Source organism: Nocardiopsis dassonvillei (genome assembly GCF_964273065.1).
GTDB lineage: Bacteria > Actinomycetota > Actinomycetes > Streptosporangiales > Streptosporangiaceae > Nocardiopsis > Nocardiopsis dassonvillei_B.
This window is the reverse complement of record NZ_OZ186815.1, coordinates 2,685,856-2,706,222: the sequence shown is the minus strand read 5'-3', so window position 1 is coordinate 2,706,222 and position 20,367 is coordinate 2,685,856. Positions and strand designations below refer to the sequence as shown.

The following is a 20,367-nucleotide window of genomic DNA, read 5'->3' as shown; positions in this document are numbered from 1 at the left end:
CCGCGGAGACGCCCCCGTTCCCCGGACGCCTCCTCCGGGTCTCCAGGACCCCACCGGCCCCCTGCGGAGCAGACCGACATCCGCGGAACAGGCCCCGGGGCCTGTTCCGCGGGCCGTCCGCCGGGGACCTTCCGGGCACCCGGGGGCGGGCGCGGGCACCCCGCGCCGCAGGTCCGGCGGGCGGCGGCCCGGCCCCCGGCGCGGGGGCCGGACCCCCGTGGTCTAGGGTTCACCAGGGTCTTTCGGGGTCCGGGCAAGGGACCTCCGGGTGAGACGCATCACCCCGACAGGCCCTTGTGAATGCTTTCACAACCGCTCTGAGCTGCGGAAACGCATTTCGGGTGGGTGGGAAAGTGGTGGGAAGGTGGTCAGATGTGAACCTTCTCTGTGGGTAGCTGCTTGTGAAAGAATGCACAAGCAGCGACAAAAAGGTCGGGCTCCCGTAACAGCCACGACTCACAACACGAGTGGGAGCCTCCACCCCCTACACGAGCAGGGGGAGGCAAGAAACCGTTAGGGCGGATATGCGATGACCGAGAGCAGGAACTACCGGCTGGTGCACGGCGGAGGGGACGAGGCGGAGATCCCGCACATCCTCATCGTCGGTGGCGGTTACCTCGGGATGTACACCGCGAAGCGGCTGGAGAAGAAGCTCGGTGCCGGTGAAGCGCGGATCACCGTCATCGACCCCAACTCGTACATGACCTACCAGCCGTTCCTGCCCGAGGCCGCGGCCGGGAGCATCTCCCCCCGCCACGTCGTCGTCCCGCTGCGCAAGGTCTTCAAGCGGGTCCGCGTCCTGGGCGGCCGGGTCGTGCGCATCGACCACGCCGACCGCACCGTCCGCTACGAGCCCAACGCGGGCGAGCCCGAGACCATCTCCTACGACTACCTGGTGATGGCCGCCGGCGCCGTCTCGCGCACCCTGCCCATCCCGGGCCTGGCCGAGTGGGGCATCGGCATCAAGACGGTCGAAGAGGCCGCCTTCCTGCGCAACCACGTGCTCGACCAGCTGACCATCGCCGACTCCACCGACGACGAGGACGTCCGCCGCAAGGCGCTGACCTTCGTGTTCGTCGGCGGCGGGTTCGCGGGCGCCGAGGCCATCGCCGAGCTGGAGGACATGGTCCGCGACGCGGTCCGCATCCACCCCTCGATCGAGCAGTCGGACGTGCGGTTCTTCCTCATCGAGGCGGCCGACAAGATCCTGCCCGAGGTCGGCCCGGAGGTCGGCACCAAGGCCCTCAACCAGCTGCGCCGCCGCGGCATCGACGTCCGGCTCAAGACGTTCCTGGAGTCGGCGGCCGACCAGCACATCAAGCTCAGCGACGGCACCGAGTTCGACGCCGGGACCCTGGTGTGGACCGCGGGCGTCAAGCCCAGCCCCGTGGTGGCCGCCAGCGACCTGCCGCTGGGCCCCAAGGGCCACGTCGACACCAGCGAGTTCCTCGCCGTCAACGGTGTGGAGAACGCCTTCGCCGGCGGTGACAACGCCCAGGTGCCCGACGGCAACGGCGGCTACTACCCGCCCAACGCCCAGAACGCGGTCCGCCAGGCCCCCGTGCTGGCCGACAACGTCATCGCCGCCCTGCGCGGCGAGAAGCCCAAGGCCTACCGCCACAAGAACCTCGGAGCGGTCGCCGGGCTGGGCATGCACAAGGGCGCGGCCCAGCTGTTCGGCAGGATCGGGCTCAACGGCCGCCTCGCCTGGTACGCGCACCGCGCCTACCACCTGTTCGCGGTCCCGACCTTCAACCGCAAGTTCCGGGTGCTGTCGGACTGGACCCTCGGGTTCTTCCTGCGCCGCGACTTCGCAGCGCTGCCGGACATGGTCGAGCCCCGCCAGGCCTTCGAGGAGGCCAGCAACCCGCAGGCCGTCGAGGGCGGCCACCTGCGCCGGGTGAGCTAGTCCCGCTGTACGGAAGGAGGCCGTTCCCCCCCCGGGGGGAACGGCCTCCTCGTCTGTCCCGTTCCGGCCAGGCGGCGGCAAAGTGCGCAATCGGCCCGGCCGGTATGATGGGCTCGCCCTCGTAGCCCAATGGTAGAGGCAGGCCCCCTAAAAGGGTCACAAGTGTCGGTTCGAGTCCGACCGGGGGTACTCCGCGGACCGCCGCCTCACGGCGCGGACCGTTCCTGCTCCATCAGCAGCTGCAACTGGGTGAACAGCCGCTCCCCGGGGTCGCCCAGGTCGATGCCGCTGACCTCCGCCGCCCGGCGCACCCGGTAGCGCAGGGTGTTCGGGTGGATGTGCAGCCGCTCCGCCGCGGCCCGGGCGTCCCCGAACTCCTCCAGGTACGCCGACAGCGACCGGACCAGCTCCACACCGCCTCCCCGGTCGTACTCCACCAGCCGCGACACCCTCGGGTCGCGCAGCGACGGCTCCTCGCGCAGCAGCGCCAGCGTCTCCCGGATGAGCACCCGCGAGCGCACGTCGTCGATGGTCGCGACCTCCCGGTCGGGGTCGCCGCGCATCGCCTCCAGCACCCGGTCGGCCTCCCCCCGCGACTCCGGGACGTCGGCCAGCCGCCCCACCGGGGAGCCCACCGCCGCCCGTACCCGCAGCCCCAGCGCGGCCCGTGCCGCCTCCGCGATCCGGCCGCACAGCGTCACCACCGAGCGCTCCACCCCGTCCCGGTCCCGGGTCAGGTCCGGCAGCAGGGCGTACACACGGCCGTTCAGCTCGGTCACCAGCGCACTGCGCCGGTAGGCGGCGGTGTGCACCGACACCAGGTCCAGGAGCCGGCGGCGGCGCAGCTCCCGCTCGGAGCGGTCGGCCCGGTCCGCTCCCTCCTCTCCGGTCAGGGCGAACGCCGCCACCAGCGCCGACCGGTCGCTGTGCACCTCCACCGTGTCCGCCAGGGCGGCGGCGTCGATCCGCCCCTCCAGCAGGCTGGACAGCAGGTCCTCGCGCAGGCGCAGCCCGGCGCTGGCCCGGGTGCGCTGGCGGATCATCTGCAGGGCCGCGGTGCGGGCCGCGCCCAGCAGCGCCTCCTCGGCGTGCTCGGCCAGCGGGCGCGACCCCTCCTGCACCCAGATCGCGCCCAGCGGCCGGTCCCCGGCGTGGATGCCCACCGCCAGCCGCCGCCGGATGCCCAGCTCCGGGTGCTCCTCGATCCGCACCACCTCCTCGCCCGCGCGCAGCCGGGCGAACACCCCCCACTCGCGCAGCAGCGCCAGGTACGACTCCGGGCCGCGCCGCCCCAGCACCGACAGCCGACGGAGCTCGTCCACCTCGGCGCCGCTGGAGTAGGCCAGCACCCGGCTCGCCGAGTCCTCGATGCTCACCAGGCCGCCGGTGAGCTGGGCGATGGTCTGCGCCATCGAGAACAGGTCCCCGTCGGCCTCGCCGGAGTCCCCGTCGTCCAGCAGCCGTGCGTCGTCCACGATGCTCTGGCACACCGCCTGGAGCCGGTCCCAGCGCACCTCCGGGCGGACCACCAGCAGGGCTATACCCGACTCCTGGGCCTCGGCGCGCAGCGGCGCCAGGTCGTCCCCGCCCACCCGGGGGCGCCGCACCGCGGTCCCCGGGTGGGCGGCCCCGGTCTTGACCGCGACCGCGGACGCCCCCTGTTCGGCGAGCAGCCGCACCAGCCGCCGGGCCGACCCGCCGCGGGCCCCGATCAGAAGCACCAGGTCGCCGCCGCGCACCTCGGTCCGGTCCTCGGGGTCCATGATGAGGACATTGTCCACTTGGACATCCAGACCCTCCGGTGCGGCGGCCACGTCCAGGATCGGGTCGCCCAGGGCGAGCAGCAGGCGGCGCAGCGGGACGCCCGGGTGCGGATCCGCCGTGTTCCGTTCGTGACCAGCGGGAACGTCGGGCGTCACGGGGGCCTCCGGTGGAGTGCGGTGAGCGGTGGGACAACCGTCGTGAAACGGGGTCGGTACAAGCCTTCGAGTCTCATTTTGTCCTAAGGGACAAATAGGCCGTGCAAAGAGTGGCCCGACCCACAAGGTTCGCACGGTCCTGGTCTGGGAGCGTGGGATGAGACAGCCCCTGCGCGATTCAGGGATCAGACTTTCAGGGAGGTGCCCATGGACGCCGTGACCAACGTCCCGCTGCCGGTGAACGAGCCCGTTCTCTCCTACGCGCCCGGCAGTGCCGAGCGCGCGGAGCTCGTCGCCGAGCTGGAGAAGCTCGGCAAGGAGCGCATCGACCTGCCGATGCGCATCGGCGGCGAGAGCCGCATGGGCGGCGGCGAGCCCATCGACGTGGTGCAGCCGCACAACCACGCCGCCGTACTGGGCACGATGCGCAACGCCACCCACCAGGACGCGCGCGACGCCATCGCCGCGGCCAAGGCCGCCGCCCCGGCCTGGCGCGCGATGTCCTTCGACGACCGCGCCGCCATCCTGCTGCGCGCCGCCGAGCTGCTCTCCGGCCCCTGGCGCGCCACCATCAACGCCGCCACCATGCTCGGCCAGTCCAAGACGGCCCAGCAGGCGGAGATCGACGCGGCCTGCGAGCTCATCGACTTCTGGCGCTTCAACGTCGCCTACGCCCGCGAGCTCATCGCCCAGCAGCCGCTGAGCGTCAAGGGCGTGTGGAACCGCATGGAGCAGCGGCCGCTGGAGGGGTTCGTCTACGCGATCACCCCGTTCAACTTCACCGCCATCGCGGGCAACCTGCCCACCGCCCCGGCCCTGATGGGCAACGTGGTCGTGTGGAAGCCCTCCCCGACGCAGCAGTTCGCCGCCGAGCTGACCATGCGCCTGCTGGAGGAGGCCGGGATGCCCGCCGGCGTCATCAACATGGTCACCGGTGACGGTCTGGCCGTCTCCGACGTCGCCCTCAACGACCCGGAGCTGGCCGGTGTGCACTTCACCGGCTCCACCCGCACCTTCCAGCACCTGTGGAAGACCGTCGGCGAGAACATCTCCACCTACCGCAGCTACCCGCGCATCGTGGGCGAGACCGGCGGCAAGGACTTCATCGTCGCCCACTCCACCGCCGACCCGGAGATCCTGCGCACCGCCATCGTGCGCGGCGCCTTCGAGTACCAGGGGCAGAAGTGCTCGGCCGCCTCGCGCGTGTTCGTGGCCCGCTCGGTCTGGGAGAAGATGGGCGACGCCCTCATCGCCGAGACCGAGGCCCTGACCATGGGCGACGTCACCGACCTGTCGAACTTCATGGGCGCCGTCATCGACCGCCGCTCCTTCGACAAGCTGGCCAAGGTCCTGGAGGACGCCAAGTCCGACCCGACCCTGGAGATCGTGGCGGGCGGCACCGCCGACGACTCCGTGGGCTACTTCGTGCGCCCGACCATCATCGTGGGCACGGACCCGTCCAACGACGTGTTCCGCACCGAGTACTTCGGCCCGGTCGTCGCCGTCCACGTCTACGAGGACGACCGCTACAGCGAGATCCTCAAGGTCGTCGACGAGGGCTCGGCCTACGCGCTGACCGGTGCGGTCATCGCCAACGACCGCTCGGCGGTCGCCGAGGCCGAGGAGGCCCTGCGCTTCACCGCGGGCAACTTCTACATCAACGACCGGCCGACCGGCTCCATCGTGGGCCAGCAGCCCTTCGGCGGCGGCCGCGCCTCGGGCACCAACGACAAGGCCGGGTCCGCGCAGAACCTGTCGCGCTGGTCCAGCCCGCGCTCCATCAAGGAGACGTTCGTCGCCCCGACGACCTCCTCCTACCCCCACCAGGGATAGCACCCCAGGGTTCCGCACCCCTCCCGTCCTGGGGGGTGCGGACTCCCCGCCCCCCGAGGAACCACCGGTGCGGCCGGGCCGAATCCCGGCCGCACCCCGTCCGCGCGCGACACGACCGTCCGCGCTCGTCTCCTTCGAGGTCACCATGCTCCGCAAGCCTCTGCTGCTCGCCGCCAGGTCCGCCGCCTGCCGCCGGATCGTCGAGCGCACCCCCGTCACCCGCGCCATGGTCCACCGGTTCGTCGCCGGAGAGGACCTGGACTCCGCCCTGCCCGCCGTCGAGCGGCTGGCCGCGGACCGCCTCGTCACGCTGGACTTCCTCGGAGAGGACACCGAGGACCGAGCCCAGGCCGAGGCCACCGTCCTGGCCTACGAGGACCTGCTGGCGGCCCTGGGCGAGGCCGGTCTGGGCGACCGCGCCGAGGTGTCGGTCAAGCTGTCCGCGGTCGGGCAGTTCCTGGGCGGCGACGGCGAGAAGATCGCCCTGGACAACGCCCGGCGCATCGCCGAGGCGGCCAAGGCCGTCGGCACCACGGTCACCCTGGACATGGAGGACCACACCACCACCGACTCCACCCTGGGCGTCCTGCGCGATCTGCGCGAGGACTTCCCCTTCGTGGGCGCGGTGCTCCAGGCCTACCTGCGCCGCACCGAGGCCGACTGCCGCGACCTGAGCGGCGCCGGCTCCCGGGTGCGCCTGTGCAAGGGCGCCTACGACGAGCCCGAGTCGGTGGCCTTCCGCGACAAGCACGAGGTCGACAAGGCGTACGTGCGCGCGCTGCGCATCCTGATGGAGGGCGACGGCTACCCGATGGTCGCCTCGCACGACCCGCGGATGATCGCCATCGCCGGAGAGCTGGCGGCCGCCAACGGCCGCGGCGCGGACGACCACGAGTACCAGATGCTGTTCGGCATCCGCGAGGAGGAGCAGGTCCGCCTGGCCGCCGAGGGCAAGCGCATGCGCGTTTACGTCCCCTACGGCACCGAATGGTACGGCTACTACATGCGCCGCCTGGCGGAGCGTCCCGCGAACATGCTGTTCTTCGCGCGCTCGCTGATCACCCGTAACTAGCTTGGCGTTTAAGCTGGTTGCTTGTCTGCGGGACGACTCGCAGTGCCCGTTTTGTTCTTCTTGTTCTTCCTCGCGACCCCGTAACGGGGAGCCGGACACCGGTTCCGGCTCCCCGGCGGGCGCCCCGGACCCGGCCGCGAGGGCCGTGGAACACCCACGAGCCCGGGCAGACCCGCACGCAGGTACCGAAACCCCCGCCGCACCCTGCCCGGACTCAACCGGTGCTGCTCCACCCGCCTCTGCCAGGGCAAACGCACATCACCCACCGAACGCCGCGCCAACCGCAGCTGGGTGTAGGCCGCGATCACGATCCAGGACCACCGGTCCGCCGCCTCCGGGTCCCGCAACCGCGGTGCGTCCCACCCCAACTGCTGCTTGAGGAACCGGAAGGTGTGCTCGATATCGAACCGGCGCAGGTAGGCCCACCACAACCCGTCCACCCCCTCCGCGCCCAGACCGGTGGCCGAGGACCACAACCACAACGGCGCGGGAGACCTGCGGGAAGGCAGCGCCTCCACCTCCAACCGGACCAGGGTGCCCTCGATCACCGGCAGCTCCCCGGGGTGGTCGGCCCACGCCGACCGGTGCGTCAGCCGGGGGTGCATCCGATTCCAGGCCCGGGCGGTCGCGGTTCCGTAGCGGCGGGTCGCCGTCGAGGTCTCCTGCTCCGGTGCGGGCCAGGTGGCCGGGGCGGCCATGCGCAGCGGGGCGCCGTGCTTGGCCGGGCGCCCGGCCGCGGAAGGCGGCAGGTGCTCGGCGGGTCCGTAGAGCACCCGGTCCGAGCGCAACCGGCCCAGCACCTGCACGGGCAGGCCGGCCAGCAGGAAGGCCAGACGGACCGCGTCGTAACCGGCGTCGACCACCACCAGTACGTCCGGGTCGGCGGGCCGGTGGTGCCCGGCGGCGATCAGCCGCTGGAGGAGGCCGCGGACCTGGTCGGCGGTGGCGGTGATCGGGTCCTGGCCCGGGAGCAGACGCAGCAGGTCCAGCGGCGCGGTCCAGGAGGTGGAGCCCTCTTCCAGGGCGGCGATCATCGAGTAGGGCCAGCCCGGGACCATCTCGGCCTGGCCGGTGCCGCGCCCGTAGGTGTGGCACCAGGAGCGATCGGGGCTGGTCCAGGCGTCCGGGCGCAGCCACGGGGAGACGTCGCAGGCCAGGACCAGGCGGCCGTGGAAGCGGGGTGGGGGCGGTGCGGTCAGGCTCTGGCGCAACCGGTCGGTGTCGAGGCGGCCGTGGTTGAGGGCGGCGTAGGCCGAGCCGTGGCCGCGGTGGTGTTCGGGTTCCAGGGAGAGTTGGGCCAGGTGGTGGACGGGTCCGGGGGCGCACACCAGGGCCTCGCACACCTCGAACAGGGCGTCACGGCGGCCGGTGAGGCAGGCGTGCAGGTCGGTGCGGAACCGGGACAACTCCGACAGTGACTCGACGGGGGGCCTCTGGTGGGGCAGACTCACAGGTGACGGCCTTCGTGGTGTTGATGTGTTTGCTTGGTCGCTGCACATGATCACGCGAAGGCCGTTGTGCTGTCCGCAGAACAGCGAAGCCCGTGACCGAGACGTTGTCCGGTCACGGGCTTGAGCTTAAACGCCAAGCTAGGGCCTGTTCTTTGGATGCCCTCCTGCTCCGCGGGGGTGTGTGAGGCGCCGGCGGGGGCCGGGAGGCCCGGAGGGGGTGTCCGGGTAGCGAGGACGTTCCCGTGGGGCCGAGGGTTCCCGCCTTCCGGGGGCGCCGAACGCGGACCGGAGCGGAGGTTCGAAGAACACGGCCCAGCGCGCGACCGGTCCCATCCGGCACGACGGGGGCACGGGCCGGGGTCCCCACCCCGGCCCGTCACCGTGTTCGGCGGGGGTTCACGGGCGTCACCCGGAGCCGTTTCCCAACGGTGACCTGAGCGGCGGAACCCGGGAGCAGGCCGGTACGTTACCTTGTGGGCAGCAAACCACGGTTTCGAAAGGTCATCAGCGGACATGCGGATGCGCAGTTCCAACCCCGTTCTCAAGCGGGCGCTCCAGCAGGCCGGCCCGGCAGGGTACGGCCAGCAGCAGGGATACCCCCAGCAGGGTCACGGACAGCCGTACCCGCAGCAGGGCTACGGCCAGCAGCCGGGCTACGGTCAGCCGTACCCGCAGCAGGGATACCCCCAGCAGGGTTACCCGCAACAGCCGTACCCGGGCGGTCCCGCCCAGGGCTTCGGCGAAGCGCGGATGACCATCGACGACGTGGTCGTGCGCACCGGGATGTCCCTGGGCCTGGTCGTCGTCACGGCCGTCCTCAACTACTTCCTCTTCCAGTCCTCCCCGGGCCTGGCCATGCTCCTGGCGATCACGGGCGCCCTCGGCGGCCTGGTCCTGGGCCTGGTCGTCGGGTTCAAGGGCATCGCCAACCCGGTCGCCACCCTGGCCTACGCGGCCCTGGAGGGCCTGCTCGTCGGCGGTCTGACGGCGATCCTCGCCGGCAGCCTCGACGCCACGCAGGGCGCCGGCTCGGGCGGTGTGCTCGTCACCCAGGCCGTGGTCGGCACCTTCCTGGTGTTCGGCGTGATGCTGGCGCTGTACAAGTTCCGCATCATCAAGGTGACCGACGGCTTCGTCAAGGTCGTCGTCTACGCCTCCATGGGCGCCCTGGCCCTGATGCTGGTCAACTTCGTCGCGAGCTTCTTCATCTCCGGCGGCATCGGGATCCGCGAGGCCAGCCCGCTGGGCCTGGTCGTCAGCCTGGTCTTCATCGTCATCGCCGCCTGCACCCTGGCCCTGGACTTCCGGGGCATCGAGGAGGGCATCAACGCCGGTGTCCCGGCCAAGACCTCCTGGCTGTTCGCGTTCGGCCTGACCGCCTCCCTGGTCTGGCTCTACATCGAGATCCTGCGCCTGCTCTGGATCATCAAGTCGATGTTCGGCGAGTAGACCGCGGCCTTCGGGCCGCCGTGCACGACAGAGGGGCCGTTCCGGTACTGCCGGAGCGGCCCCTCGTCGTCGTACGCGGACGGGCTGGACTCAGGCCGACTCCGGGCTCCGCTCGCCCGCGCGGCGCGGTGCGGGGATGGAGCGGTTCCGGCGGCGGCGTTCGTACTCGGTGACGAGGGCCTGGGCGTACCACGGGGGCAGCTCGTACTCGTCGGCGAGCCAGTTGGCGCGCTCGGAGCAGCGGAGCAGGCCCGGTCCCTGATCGAGGGCGTCGAACCACTCGTGGAGTCCTCGGCCGGTGACGGCCGGGATGCGTTCGATGAGCTTGGCGTGGACTTCCGGCGAGTGGGTTACCGGCATGGGCACCTCCGGCAGTGCGTTGGCGTTTGACGCTTACCTGCGACACTGCATCAGGATCACGATATGGACAAGCCCTGGACACCGGCTTTTACCTTGCATGTGTGGGAACGTTTGCCTACAGGTCCTGGACGACCGTTAGTGCCGGTGTTAAGCCGCGCTCGCGCGTGTTCCGGAGTGCCCACGACCGGTGGGGTAAATGTCAGGAAAACGCATAGGGGTCCGGAAAAAGAAGAAAGGGGCCGGGGGATGGCCACCCCCGGCCCCGCGTGTACGGGGAGCGGATCAGCTCAGGCGCTCGAAGACGGCCGCCATGCCCTGGCCGCCGCCGACGCACATGGTCTCCAGGCCGAAGGTCTTGTCGTGGAACCGAAGACCGTTGATCAGGGTGCCGGTGATGCGGGCGCCGGTGCTGCCGAACGGGTGGCCGACCGCGATGCCGCCGCCGTTGACGTTCAGCTGCGCGTCGATGTCCACGCCCAGCTGGTCGGCGGAGGGCAGCACCTGGGCGGCGAACGCCTCGTTGATCTCGACCAGGTCGATGTCGCCGATCGCCATGTTGGCGCGGGCCAGGGCCTGCCTGGAGGCCTCGACCGGGCCCAGACCCATGATCTCCGGGTTCAGGCCGGTCACGCCGGTGGAGACGATGCGGGCCAGCGGGGTCAGGCCCAGCTGCGCGGCCTTGGTGTCGCTCATGATGACGAGCGCGGAGGCACCGTCGTTGAGCGGGCAGGCGTTGCCCGCGGTGACGGTGCCGTCGGGACGGAACACCGGCTGGAGCTGGGAGACCTTCTCGTAGGTGGTGCCGCGGCGGATTCCGTCGTCGGCGGTGACCACCGTGCCGTCGGGCAGGGTGATCGGGACGATCTCGCGCTCCCAGAAGCCGTTGTCCAGGGACTTCTCGGCGAGGTTCTGGGAGCGGACGGCGAACTCGTCCTGGCGCCGGCGGTCGACGCCGGTGATCTGGGCGACGTTCTCGGCGGTCTGGCCCATCGAGATGTAGATGTCGGGCAGGGCGCCGTCCTCGCGCGGGTCGGTCCAGACCGGCGCGCCGGCCTCCTGGCGCTTCTCGGTGCGGGCCTTCGCGTCGGCGAACAGCGGGTTCTCGTTCTGCGGGTTGTCGCTGCTGCCGTGGGCGAAGCGGCTCACGGTCTCCACGCCGGCGGAGATGAACACGTCGCCCTCGCCCGCCTTGATGGCGTGGAAGGCCATCCGGGTGGTCTGGAGGGAGGAGGAGCAGTAGCGGGTGACGGTGGCGCCGGGCACGGTGTCCAGTCCGAGCTGGACGGCGACCACGCGGGCCATGTTGAAGCCCTGCTCGCCCCCGGGCAGGCCGCAGCCGAGCATGAGGTCGTCGATCGAGGACGGGTCCAGCTGCGGGACCTTGGCCAGGGCGGCGCCGATGACCTGCGTGGCGAGGTCGTCGGGTCGGATGTCCTTGAGCGAACCCTTGAAGGCGCGCCCGATCGGGGAGCGGGCGGTGGCGACGATGACTGCTTCGGGCATGGCTGCGTCCCTATCGGAGTGGAGCTACGGGTGTGCGACCGGCGCGACGCCGGTCACGGCATGTCTTGTTACCAGTCAGTAAACCCGGAGGCCGCCCTCCCGCGCCACCCGGGGTCGTGGATGTCCGTGGTCTCACCGATGCCCCGGGCGGGACCGCGGCTCCTGCGCGGGGCCGCCCCCGTCGGCGGGTACCGGCTCCCGGACGGCGGAGGGGCCCCGCAGTGCCGCCAGGGGGCGGCGGACCAGGACCGACCAGCGGCCCCGCCGCCCCTGGGCCGGGTCGCCCGCGGCGGAGACCTCCGTGCCGGGGTTCTCCGCGGCGACCACCGCGGCCCGGTCCACCGGCAGGATGCCCGCCACCGGGGCCGCCTCCGGCTCCGGGAGCAGGCCCAGCGCCGTGCACACCGACGGCAGCACCGCGAACGCCGCCTGGGCGTATCCGCGCGCCGAGGGGTGGAACCGGTCCGGTCCGAACATGAGGGAGGGGTCGGCCAGGAAGTCGTCGGCCAGCAGGTCGCTCAGCGACACCGTGCGGCCGCCCGCCTCGGTGACCGCGATCGTCTGCGCGGCGGCCAGCTGGCGCGAGGCCCGGCGCGCCACCGAGCGCAGCGGCCACCCGATGGGGCGCACCGTGCCCAGGTCCGGGCAGGTCGCCACCACCACCTCCGTGCCGTGCTCCACCAGCTCCCGCACGGTGTCGCGCAGGGCGGCCACGGCGTCGGTGGGGCGCACCCGGCGGATCACGTCGTTGGCACCGATGAAGATGACCGCCACGTCGTAGCGGGTGCCCTCCGCGAGCGCCCCCGACCGCTCCGCCTGGCCGGCCAGGGTGGCCGAGGTCGCGCCGGGGAAGGCCGTGCAGCGCAGCCGCACCGGCCGGTCCGCGGCGTTGGCCAGCCCGGTCGCCAGCAGCACCCCGGGGGTCTGGGCGGCGGTCTCGACGGCGAACCCCGCCGCGGTGGAGTCGCCCATCATGAGCATCCGCACCGGCGGCCCCGAGCCCTGGCCGTAAAGACCGTTGACGACGGGCCGCTCCCATTCGGTGACCCCCACCGCCCGGCGGGCCAGCCGGGCCTGGAGGTAGAGGAGCGTGAGCGTCCCCGCGCCCACCAGGGTGAGCCCGCCGCCACCGAACGCGGTGGCAGCGGCTATCCGCCGGGCGCGTGCGGCTCGCAGCATCGGGTCGACCTCCGCGGCGTTCGGGACCCCCGGCCCGCGGACTCCGCGCGGCGAGCCGGTCGGATCCCCGAGGCTACCGGGGGCGGGCGGCCGGGTCACGTACCCCGGCGCAACACCGTTGGAACTCCGGGGTGAGGGCGTTCGAACCCCCGGGGGAAGGCCGGGCCGGACCGGGTGCGGACCGAGGAGCCGAACCCGCTGATGGGGGGCGTTAGAGTCGGTGTGAGACGGGCCGGACCGGCCCTACGGCCCCGGGCCCGCGCCACCGGGGCGCGAGTCGAACGGCGGGCCGACGACCCGGTCGCCACGATGCAAGGGAGCATGAAGTGCGGGTATACGACTCACTGATCGACCTGGTGGGGAACACCCCGCTCGTCCGGCTGAGGAAGGTGACCGAGGGGCTGGGGCCGAACGCGCCCACGGTGCTGGCCAAGGTCGAGTACTTCAACCCGGGCGGTTCCGTGAAGGACCGCATCGCCCTGCGCATGGTCGAGGCGGCAGAGAAGAGCGGCGAGCTCGGGCCGGGCGGCACCATCGTCGAGCCGACCTCGGGCAACACCGGTATCGGCCTGGCGATCGTGGCCCAGGAGAAGGGCTACCGCTGCGTCTTCGTCTGCCCGGACAAGGTGGGCCCGGACAAGCTCTCCGTGCTGCGGGCCTACGGCGCCGAGGTCGTGGTGTGCCCGACCACGGTCGCCCCCGAGCACCCGGAGTCGTACTACTCGGTCTCGGACCGGCTCGCCAGGGAGATCCCCGGCGCCTGGAAGCCGAACCAGTACGAGAACGTGAACAACCCGGAGTCGCACTACCACTCCACCGGGCCGGAGATCTGGGAGCAGACCGAGGGCCGCATCACGCACTTCGTGGCGGGCATCGGCACCGGCGGCACCATCAGCGGCACCGGCCGCTACCTCAAGGAGGTGTCGGAGGGCGCGGTGAAGATCGTCGGCGCCGACCCGGAGGGCTCGGTGTACTCCGGCGGCTCGGGCCGCCCCTACCTGGTGGAGGGCGTGGGCGAGGACATCTGGCCGGGCACCTACGACACCGGGATCTGCGACGAGATCGTGGCGGTCAGCGACAAGGAGTCGTTCCTGATGACCCGCCGCCTGGCCAGGGAGGAGGCCCTGCTGGTGGGCGGCTCCTGCGGCCTGGCCGTGGAGGCGGCGCTGCGGGTGGCCCGCGACGCCGGGCCCGACGACGTGATCGTCGTGCTGCTGCCCGACGGCGGCCGCGGCTACCTGGGCAAGATCTTCAACGACGAGTGGATGGCCGACTACGGCTTCCTGTCGACGGAGACCGAGGAGGCCACCGCGGGGGAGGTGCTGGCCGCCAAGGGGGGCGAGCTTCCCGACTTCGTGCACACGCACCCGGACGAGACGGTCGGCACGGCCGTGGCGATCATGCGCGAGTACGGGGTCTCCCAGGTGCCGGTCATGAAGGAGGAGCCGCCGGTGATGGCGGCCGAGGTGGTCGGCTCCCTCGCCGAGCGGGACGTGCTGGACGCGCTGTTCGACGGGCGCGCCCAGCTGGACGACCACGTGGAGGCGCACATGGGCCGCCCGCTGGCCACGGTGGGCACCGGCACCCCGGTGGGCGACTGCGTACGGCTGCTGCGCGAGTCGGGCGCGCTGGTGGTGCTGCGCGACGGCAAGCCCGTGGGCATTCTCACCCGCCAGGACCTGCTGGCCCACCTGTCGAACTGACGCCTGCCGCGTCCCCCCGCGAGCCCCGGCGGCCCGCCACCCCCCCCGGGGGGCGGCGGGCCGCCGGGCCCTGCGGGGCCCGGACACCGCCCGGAACCGAGCGCTGTTCGGACCCCGGTGCGAACGTAACGGACATCGGGGCGCATACTCGAACACTGCTAATGTTCGCGGCAAGGCTACTGGCAGGTAACACATGGGAGCTCGCGTGTCGCGGCTGTTGTCCTGGGTCATCCGTTCGCTCTGGTCGTACGCGCGCGGCCACGCGGAGATCCGCTCCGGTTCCCGGGCGGCGCAGAAGTTCGCGCGCTTCGGCGACGGCTCCGCCATCGCCTTCCCCACGGCCACGCTCTACGGCGAGCCCTGGATCGAGATCGGCGCCTTCACCGTGCTGGGCGGGGACATGACCCTGGCCGCCGGGATGGGGCCCGACTACGACCTGGGGCCGGGCACGGTCGTGCGGATCGGCTCGGGGTGCGCCATCGGGCGCGGCTCCCACATCGTCGCCCACAAGTCGATCGACATCGGCGACCACGTGTACACCGGCCCCTACGTGTACATCACCGACCAGAACCACTCCTACGCCAACACCGAGATCCCCGTCGGCCTCCAGTGGCCGGTCGACGACCCGGTCAGCATCGGCGCCGGGACCTGGATCGGCGCGAACGCGGTGATCCTGCCCGGCGTCCACCTGGGCCGCAACTCCGTGGTGGCGGCCGGGACGGTCGTGCGCCCGGGCACCTACCCCGACCACGCCGTCATCGCCGGGATCCCCGGCAAGGTCGTGCGCACCCACGACGCCGAACTGGGCTGGCAGCCGCCGCTGCGCGGCACCGGCACCCCCACCCGGGTGCCCACCCCCGCCACCGGTCCGCTGCCCGGCGCCCCGGAGGAGCCCCCGCAGCCCGGCACCCCGACCCGCTTCCCGCCCGCCTGACCGGGGGCGGCACGGCGCCGCACGGGCCGCCGCGTCCGCCTCCGGCGCGGCGCCGTGCCCGTGCCCGTGCCCGTGCCCGACGGGGTCTACGCGGCCGGACCGGTCCCACCGGGCGTCCCCGCCCCCGCCGGCGGTCCGACCGGCCGTACCGGGGCGCCGAGGGGACGGCGTTCGCGCAGGAAGAGGGCCTGTGGAAAACGGGTCGGACGAGGTCGGCGGGCACTATCGTGGTGCCCATGAAGTTCGACGGATTCGAGACGCTGGCCATCCACGCGGGCCAGGAGCCGGACGCGGGCACCGGGGCCGTGGTGGTGCCGATCTACCAGACCAGCACCTACGCCCAGGACGGCGTGGGCGGGTTGCGCCGGGGGTACGAGTACTCGCGCACCGGCAACCCCACCAGGGCCGCGCTGGAGGAGTGCCTGGCCGCACTGGAGGACGGCGTACGCGGCCTGGCGTTCGCCTCCGGCATGGCCGCCGAGGACACCCTGCTGCGCACGGTGCTGTCCCCGGGCGACCACATCATCATCCCCGGCGACGCCTACGGGGGCACCTTCCGCCTGGTCTCCAAGGTGGTCGAGCGCTGGGGCGTCACCTGGGACGCGGTGGACCAGACCGACATCGACGCGGTGCGCGCGGCGGTGCGCCCGCAGACCAGGGTGATCTGGACCGAGACGCCCACCAACCCGCTGCTCAACATCACCGACATCGAGACGGTGGCGCAGATCGCCCACGACGCCGGGGCGATCCACGTCGTGGACAACACGTTCGCCTCGTCCTACCTGCAGCGGCCGCTGACCCTGGGCGCCGACGTCGTCGTCCACTCCACCACCAAGTACCTGGGCGGGCACTCCGACGTCGTCGGCGGCGCGCTCGTGGTGGCCGACGCCGAACTGGGCGAGCGGCTGGCGTTCCACCAGAACACCATGGGTGCTATTCCGGGGCCCTTCGACTCGTGGCTGACCCTGCGCGGGGTCAAGACCCTGGGCGTGCGGATGGACCGGCACAGCGCCAACGCCGAGAAGGTGGTGGCCGCTCTGGACGGCCACCCGGCGGTGCGGCGGGTCTACTACCCGGGCCTGGAGGGGCACCCGGGCCACAAGATCGCCGAGCGGCAGATGCGGTCCTTCGGTGGGATGGTCTCCTTCGCTCTGCGCGACGGGGAGAAGGCTGCTCTGGGGGTGTGCGAGCGTACACAGGTCTTCACGCTGGGCGAGTCCCTGGGCGGGGTGGAGTCCCTGATCGAGCACCCGGGGCGGATGACGCACGCCTCCACCGCGGGCTCCCCGCTGGAGGTTCCGGCGGATCTGGTCCGGATCTCCGTGGGCATCGAGTCTGCTGACGACCTGGTGGCGGATCTGCTGCAGGCGCTGGAGGGCTGAGTCCCGGCCGGGCCCCTGGGGGACCGGGGGCCGGTCACGGCGCTCGCGGCCGTGCCGCGCGGGCTCTGCGGCGACGCTGCCGGGCCCGACGCGGCGCTCCTGCTCTCTCCGGGGGAGTGGGCTGTCAACGGGGCCGGCACTCCGTCGTGCCGTGCGCGGGGTGTTCCGAACCGTTCCGGCTAGACCGTGGTGGGCGTACGGTCCCGCTCGGGGGCGGGTCGGGGTGCGGGGATGCGGGCGGCGGTCCCGCGGGGGCTCGTGTTGGCGAAGCGGAGTCCGACGATCAGGCTTCCGGTGCGGGAGAGGGCGCTGTTGTCGTCCTCCTCACGGAGGGAGCGGTAGCCGCCCCGTCCGTCCTGGCGGCGGATGCCGATCGAGACTGCGAGGAAGAACCCGGCGGCCAGGGCCAGGAGGAGGCCGCCGACGGCGATGATGACGCTTGCGAACATGGTCTCGTTCTCCGTGTGTTCGTGTTCCTTATCCGGTCGGGGTGCCGCCACCGGTCGGTGGGGCCCGGTACCGCGGGCGCGGTATCCGTCTGCGGGCGGTGGGCGGTTCGGCCCTCAGCCTCGATCGTCGCTTTTCCGAGTGGCCACCTGGCAGCGCCACCGTGTACTGAGGGTGGCCTTCACCTAGTATGGGTTCATCAGAACCGGACGGACCTGTTTGGCTGGTGTACCGATCACCTTGTTGGTACAAGCTAAGTTGTTGGTCTAGTGCTACCCCCTAGAGGGCTGACTTATGCGGGCAGAAAGTAGATATCGACAGATCGCCCGGGCGTTGCGACGGGAGATACAGGAGGGGAGCCTGCCCCTCGGCGGGCAGCTGCCCTCGGAGAAACAGCTCGAGGAGCGTTTCAGCGCTTCCCGCAACACGGTCAGGCTGGCCCTGGGCATGCTCCGCAACCAGGGGCTGATCGTCAGCCGCCCCGGTCGCGGCCACTTCGTCCAGGACGTGGTCCCCGAGACCTTCCACGCCAACAGGTCCAAGGGCGTCGACGGGTTCAACGAGTCCAACATGGCCGGGCAGACCCTCGAGGAGCTCCAGCTCCTCAGCGCCAACGCCGACCTGGCCAGCCGGCTGCGCGTGCCGGAGGGCGACATGACCGTGGTCCGGCGCATGTACCGCTTCTCCGGCGAGATCTCCGGGTCCATCAGCTCCGCCTTCTACCCGATGGACCTGGTCCAGGGCACGGCCCTCATGCTGCCCGAGGACGTGGAGAGCGCCCTGTCGATCCTGGCCGAACACGGCCACCGCCAGGTCGGGTTCGTGGACGAGCTGGAGACCCGGATGCCCAGCCCCAGCGAGGCCGCCCAGCTCGAGCTGCCCCCCGGGGTGCCGGTGCTGTGGGTCCACCGCACCGACCTGTCCGAGGAACGGCCGATCCGCGTGGTCGAGACCGTCTACGCCGGCCACAGCATCCGCTACCAGTACGAGCACGGTGACATCAGTGCCTACCACCGCGACTGACCCGCGCACCCCCCGAGAGAAAGCAAGCGGGCCGGAGGCCCTTCCGTTGAGGGTGGTGGTGGGCGACGTGCGGGCACCCGCCCCCTCGGGCCGGTGCTCCGGGGGGTAGGCGGCCCTCCGCGCGGGGGAGAACCCCGGGCAGGGGTCATCCGTTGAGAGTGTGGGAGGGCCCGGGGCCCCACGGGCCCCCGACGGCCGACGACGACCGGACGAACAGGGCTGAGGACACGCATGAGCACGTCGAAGAAGACGGTGGTCGCCGATCACCTGCGCGAGGCCCTGTCCCGCGGCGACTACAAGCCCGGTGAGCGCCTACCGGCCGAGGAGGAGCTCGCCGAGCAGTTCGGCGTGTCCCGTGCCACCGCCCGGCTGGGCATGCGCATCCTCCAGGACGAGGGGGTCATCGCCATCCAGGCCGGGCGCGGCGCCTTCGTCGCCGACCACCGGCCCATCGTCCACCTGGCCACCCCGGTGTCCGGCGGCACCGACTCCGAGCGGTTCGAGGACGGCTACCAGCCGCACCTGCGCGAGGCCGGCTACGACCAGGTCGAGCAGCGGATCAAGGTCAGCCTCGACACCATGCGCCCCCGGGTGGCCAAGCGCCTGCGCTGGGGCGGCGAGGAGGAGGGCCCCCACGGGGGCCTGGTCGTCATCCGCTCCTGCGACCGGTTCGTCGAGGGCGGCCTGTGGCAGTCCCAGATCACCTACTTCCCGTTCACCATCGCCAGCAACACCCCGCTGATGTCCCCCCAGCACCTGGAACAGGGCGTCGCCTCCGTACTGCGCGAGCTGGGGCACAGGGAGGAGTGGAACTGGGACATCGTGGGCGCCCGCATGCCCTCCCAGGACGAGGCGGACTCCTTCAACCTGGGCCCGGGCATCCCGCTGCTCGTCCACGAGCGGGTGGTCTACGACGGCGACCGCCCGCTGCGCTTCACCGAGACGGTCATGCCCGCCAACCGCCACCAGCTCCTGTACTCCGGCGGCGACGCCCCGGAGGAACTGCTGCTCATGGCCTCCGACGTCAACATCTTCGAGCGCTGAGGCACACGCGCAGGCGCATGTGAGCCCGGCTCATGCACGCGGCCACGGCCGCCCGCCGAGGTAGGTGTCCAGCAGCAGGGGCGCCAGCGCGTCCGCGTCCGCGGACACAGCGTCCACCCCGCGCCGCCGTACCACCAGGTCGCGGAACGCGCGCAGCCGCGGGTCGTCGGAGAGCAGGAAGAACGTCACCCGCGACCCGTCGCGCAGGGCGGCGTCCAGTTCGGCGACCGTCACCTCCACGGTGCGCGGACCGGCGGGCCAGGAGAACCGGGCGTCGCCGTCCTCGCCCAGGTGGGCGGTGGGCTCCCCGTCGGTGACCACCAGGACCCGGTGGGCCAGGCCGGGGTGGCGCCTGCGGTGTCCGCGGGCCAGCCGCAGCGCGTGGTGCAGGTTGGTGCCGGGGACCCGGCCCCAGGGGTGGGCCACCAGCTCGGCGGGCCCAGCCTCGCGGGCGGTCTCGCCGAACCCCACCCACTGCACCCGGTCGCCGGGGTGGCGGCGCACCAGCGCGTCCAGTGCCAGGGCGGTGCGCACGGCGGCCTCGTGCAGGGAGCGCTCCGCCATGGAGTGGGACAGGTCCACCAGCAGCGAAACCGCCAGCCCGGCGGACGGCTCGGTCTCGGCCGACCGCAGGTCCCCGGCGTGCAGCGCCGCCGTGTCGGCGGGGTCGGCGGCCCGGCGCAGCATCGCCCGGCGCAGGGTGGCCACCGCGTCCAGCGGCCGGTCCGCCCGGTAGGGGACGTCCCGGCCGGTCGGGTCGCCGCCGGGGCCGCCCTCCCGGCCTCCCGGATGCGGCCCGGGGCGGGGCGCGTCGCGCACCTCGCCCAGCGCCACCTCGGCCAGCCGCCGCAGCTCGCGCGGGCTCAGCCCGTGGTCGGCCCGGTCCAGGCGCTCCCACAGTCCGCGGCCCCCGGCTCCCAGGACGCGGCCCAGCAGGGGGCCGGGGGAGTCCAGGGCCTCCAGGGCGGACCGGTCGCCGTCCGCGTAGCGGGCCACCGCCTTCTCCACGGCGACGACGGCGTCGTCGGGGCCCGGCACGCCCGCGATCAGGTCGAGCAGGGCGCGGGCGGCCTCGACGGCCTCCTCGGGCGGCGGGTCGGGTTCGGCCAGGGGGTCGGGGCCTCCCATGTACGCCCGGTACCGGAACCTCACAGCCACT

The 20,367-nt window shown here is 72.4% G+C and carries 16 protein-coding genes and 1 tRNA gene; 10 read left to right on the top strand and 7 right to left on the bottom strand.

What is annotated here, in order from left to right; genetic code table 11:
* The first annotated feature begins 529 nt into the window (after positions 1-529).
* Together ACSUPR_RS11870 and ACSUPR_RS11865 are read left to right on the top strand one after the other, a co-directional pair.
* The gene (locus tag ACSUPR_RS11870; protein ID WP_436891264.1) at positions 530-1,909 is read left to right on the top strand and encodes an NAD(P)/FAD-dependent oxidoreductase; all 1,380 of its coding nucleotides are present in this window, start codon (positions 530-532) and stop codon (positions 1,907-1,909) included.
* A 115-nt stretch (positions 1,910-2,024) separates the two neighbouring features.
* Positions 2,025-2,098, top strand: a tRNA-Leu gene (locus tag ACSUPR_RS11865).
* Between the two features lie 17 nt (positions 2,099-2,115).
* On the opposite strand, the gene ACSUPR_RS11860 is transcribed toward ACSUPR_RS11865, so the two are convergent.
* Positions 2,116-3,828, bottom strand: coding sequence for a helix-turn-helix domain-containing protein (locus tag ACSUPR_RS11860; protein ID WP_436891262.1), 1,713 nt, complete (start codon positions 3,826-3,828; stop codon positions 2,116-2,118).
* Between the two features lie 207 nt (positions 3,829-4,035).
* On the opposite strand from ACSUPR_RS11860, the gene pruA reads away from it, so the two are divergent.
* Both pruA and ACSUPR_RS11850 read left to right on the top strand, forming a co-directional pair.
* Positions 4,036-5,661: an L-glutamate gamma-semialdehyde dehydrogenase gene (pruA, locus tag ACSUPR_RS11855; protein ID WP_436891260.1), complete on the top strand. Its 1,626-nt coding sequence runs from the start codon at positions 4,036-4,038 to the stop codon at positions 5,659-5,661.
* Between the two features lie 145 nt (positions 5,662-5,806).
* A complete protein-coding gene (locus ACSUPR_RS11850; protein WP_436891259.1) occupies positions 5,807-6,733 on the top strand; it encodes a proline dehydrogenase family protein in 927 nt (308 codons plus the stop codon).
* An 8-nt stretch (positions 6,734-6,741) separates the two neighbouring features.
* Here ACSUPR_RS11850 and ACSUPR_RS11845 read toward each other — a convergent pair whose 3' ends face one another.
* Positions 6,742-8,184, bottom strand: coding sequence for an NF041680 family putative transposase (locus ACSUPR_RS11845; protein ID WP_436887147.1), 1,443 nt, complete (start codon positions 8,182-8,184; stop codon positions 6,742-6,744).
* A gap of 513 nt (positions 8,185-8,697) precedes the next feature.
* Between ACSUPR_RS11845 and ACSUPR_RS11840 the strand changes: the two genes are divergently transcribed.
* Positions 8,698-9,633, top strand: a complete 936-nt coding sequence (locus tag ACSUPR_RS11840) for a Bax inhibitor-1/YccA family membrane protein (protein WP_436891258.1) — start codon at positions 8,698-8,700, stop codon at positions 9,631-9,633.
* Positions 9,634-9,723: 90 nt separating this feature from the next.
* Here ACSUPR_RS11840 and ACSUPR_RS11835 read toward each other — a convergent pair whose 3' ends face one another.
* The 3 genes from ACSUPR_RS11835 to ACSUPR_RS11825 form a co-directional block, all read right to left on the bottom strand.
* The gene (locus ACSUPR_RS11835) at positions 9,724-9,993 is read right to left on the bottom strand and encodes a DUF4287 domain-containing protein (protein ID WP_436891257.1); all 270 of its coding nucleotides are present in this window, start codon (positions 9,991-9,993) and stop codon (positions 9,724-9,726) included.
* 282 nt (positions 9,994-10,275) lie between these two features.
* Positions 10,276-11,496 (bottom strand): acetyl-CoA C-acetyltransferase, encoded by a 1,221-nt coding sequence (locus tag ACSUPR_RS11830; protein ID WP_436891255.1) that lies wholly within the window; start codon positions 11,494-11,496, stop codon positions 10,276-10,278.
* A gap of 132 nt (positions 11,497-11,628) precedes the next feature.
* Positions 11,629-12,675, bottom strand: a complete 1,047-nt coding sequence (locus tag ACSUPR_RS11825) for an SGNH/GDSL hydrolase family protein (RefSeq protein WP_436891253.1) — start codon at positions 12,673-12,675, stop codon at positions 11,629-11,631.
* A gap of 326 nt (positions 12,676-13,001) precedes the next feature.
* Between ACSUPR_RS11825 and ACSUPR_RS11820 the strand changes: the two genes are divergently transcribed.
* From ACSUPR_RS11820 to ACSUPR_RS11810, 3 genes are all read left to right on the top strand, one after another.
* Positions 13,002-14,378, top strand: coding sequence for a cystathionine beta-synthase (locus ACSUPR_RS11820; RefSeq protein WP_436891251.1), 1,377 nt, complete (start codon positions 13,002-13,004; stop codon positions 14,376-14,378).
* A 193-nt stretch (positions 14,379-14,571) separates the two neighbouring features.
* Entirely contained in the window at positions 14,572-15,312 is a 741-nt protein-coding gene (locus tag ACSUPR_RS11815) for an acyltransferase (RefSeq protein WP_436891249.1), read from the top strand.
* 236 nt (positions 15,313-15,548) lie between these two features.
* Positions 15,549-16,694: a cystathionine gamma-synthase gene (locus ACSUPR_RS11810; RefSeq protein WP_436891248.1), complete on the top strand. Its 1,146-nt coding sequence runs from the start codon at positions 15,549-15,551 to the stop codon at positions 16,692-16,694.
* Positions 16,695-16,873: 179 nt separating this feature from the next.
* On the opposite strand, the gene ACSUPR_RS11805 is transcribed toward ACSUPR_RS11810, so the two are convergent.
* The gene (locus ACSUPR_RS11805) at positions 16,874-17,143 is read right to left on the bottom strand and encodes a hypothetical protein (protein ID WP_436891246.1); all 270 of its coding nucleotides are present in this window, start codon (positions 17,141-17,143) and stop codon (positions 16,874-16,876) included.
* 292 nt (positions 17,144-17,435) lie between these two features.
* On the opposite strand from ACSUPR_RS11805, the gene ACSUPR_RS11800 reads away from it, so the two are divergent.
* Positions 17,436-18,164, top strand: a complete 729-nt coding sequence (locus ACSUPR_RS11800; protein WP_436891245.1) for a GntR family transcriptional regulator — start codon at positions 17,436-17,438, stop codon at positions 18,162-18,164.
* A 231-nt stretch (positions 18,165-18,395) separates the two neighbouring features.
* Positions 18,396-19,208, top strand: a complete 813-nt coding sequence (locus ACSUPR_RS11795; RefSeq protein ID WP_436891243.1) for a GntR family transcriptional regulator — start codon at positions 18,396-18,398, stop codon at positions 19,206-19,208.
* Between the two features lie 30 nt (positions 19,209-19,238).
* Here the strand turns inward: ACSUPR_RS11795 and ACSUPR_RS11790 are convergent, their stop codons facing one another.
* On the bottom strand, positions 19,239-20,360 hold the full coding sequence (locus ACSUPR_RS11790) for a hypothetical protein (RefSeq protein WP_436891979.1): 1,122 nt from the start codon (positions 20,358-20,360) through the stop codon (positions 19,239-19,241).
* Positions 20,361-20,367 lie beyond the last annotated feature (7 nt).

Bases quoted from the DNA above. Each gene is read 5' to 3' on its own strand.
- ACSUPR_RS11870 (WP_436891264.1), top strand. From the start codon at position 530: ATGACCGAGAGCAGGAACTACCGGCTGGTGCACGGCGGAGGGGACGAG.
- pruA (WP_436891260.1), top strand. From the start codon at position 4,036: ATGGACGCCGTGACCAACGTCCCGCTGCCGGTGAACGAGCCCGTTCTC.
- ACSUPR_RS11850 (WP_436891259.1), top strand. From the start codon at position 5,807: ATGCTCCGCAAGCCTCTGCTGCTCGCCGCCAGGTCCGCCGCCTGCCGC.
- ACSUPR_RS11840 (WP_436891258.1), top strand. From the start codon at position 8,698: ATGCGGATGCGCAGTTCCAACCCCGTTCTCAAGCGGGCGCTCCAGCAG.
- ACSUPR_RS11835 (WP_436891257.1), bottom strand. From the start codon at position 9,993: ATGCCGGTAACCCACTCGCCGGAAGTCCACGCCAAGCTCATCGAACGC.
- ACSUPR_RS11830 (WP_436891255.1), bottom strand. From the start codon at position 11,496: ATGCCCGAAGCAGTCATCGTCGCCACCGCCCGCTCCCCGATCGGGCGC.
- ACSUPR_RS11825 (WP_436891253.1), bottom strand. From the start codon at position 12,675: ATGCTGCGAGCCGCACGCGCCCGGCGGATAGCCGCTGCCACCGCGTTC.
- ACSUPR_RS11815 (WP_436891249.1), top strand. From the start codon at position 14,572: ATGGGAGCTCGCGTGTCGCGGCTGTTGTCCTGGGTCATCCGTTCGCTC.
- ACSUPR_RS11810 (WP_436891248.1), top strand. From the start codon at position 15,549: ATGAAGTTCGACGGATTCGAGACGCTGGCCATCCACGCGGGCCAGGAG.
- ACSUPR_RS11805 (WP_436891246.1), bottom strand. From the start codon at position 17,143: ATGTTCGCAAGCGTCATCATCGCCGTCGGCGGCCTCCTCCTGGCCCTG.
- ACSUPR_RS11800 (WP_436891245.1), top strand. From the start codon at position 17,436: ATGCGGGCAGAAAGTAGATATCGACAGATCGCCCGGGCGTTGCGACGG.
- ACSUPR_RS11795 (WP_436891243.1), top strand. From the start codon at position 18,396: ATGAGCACGTCGAAGAAGACGGTGGTCGCCGATCACCTGCGCGAGGCC.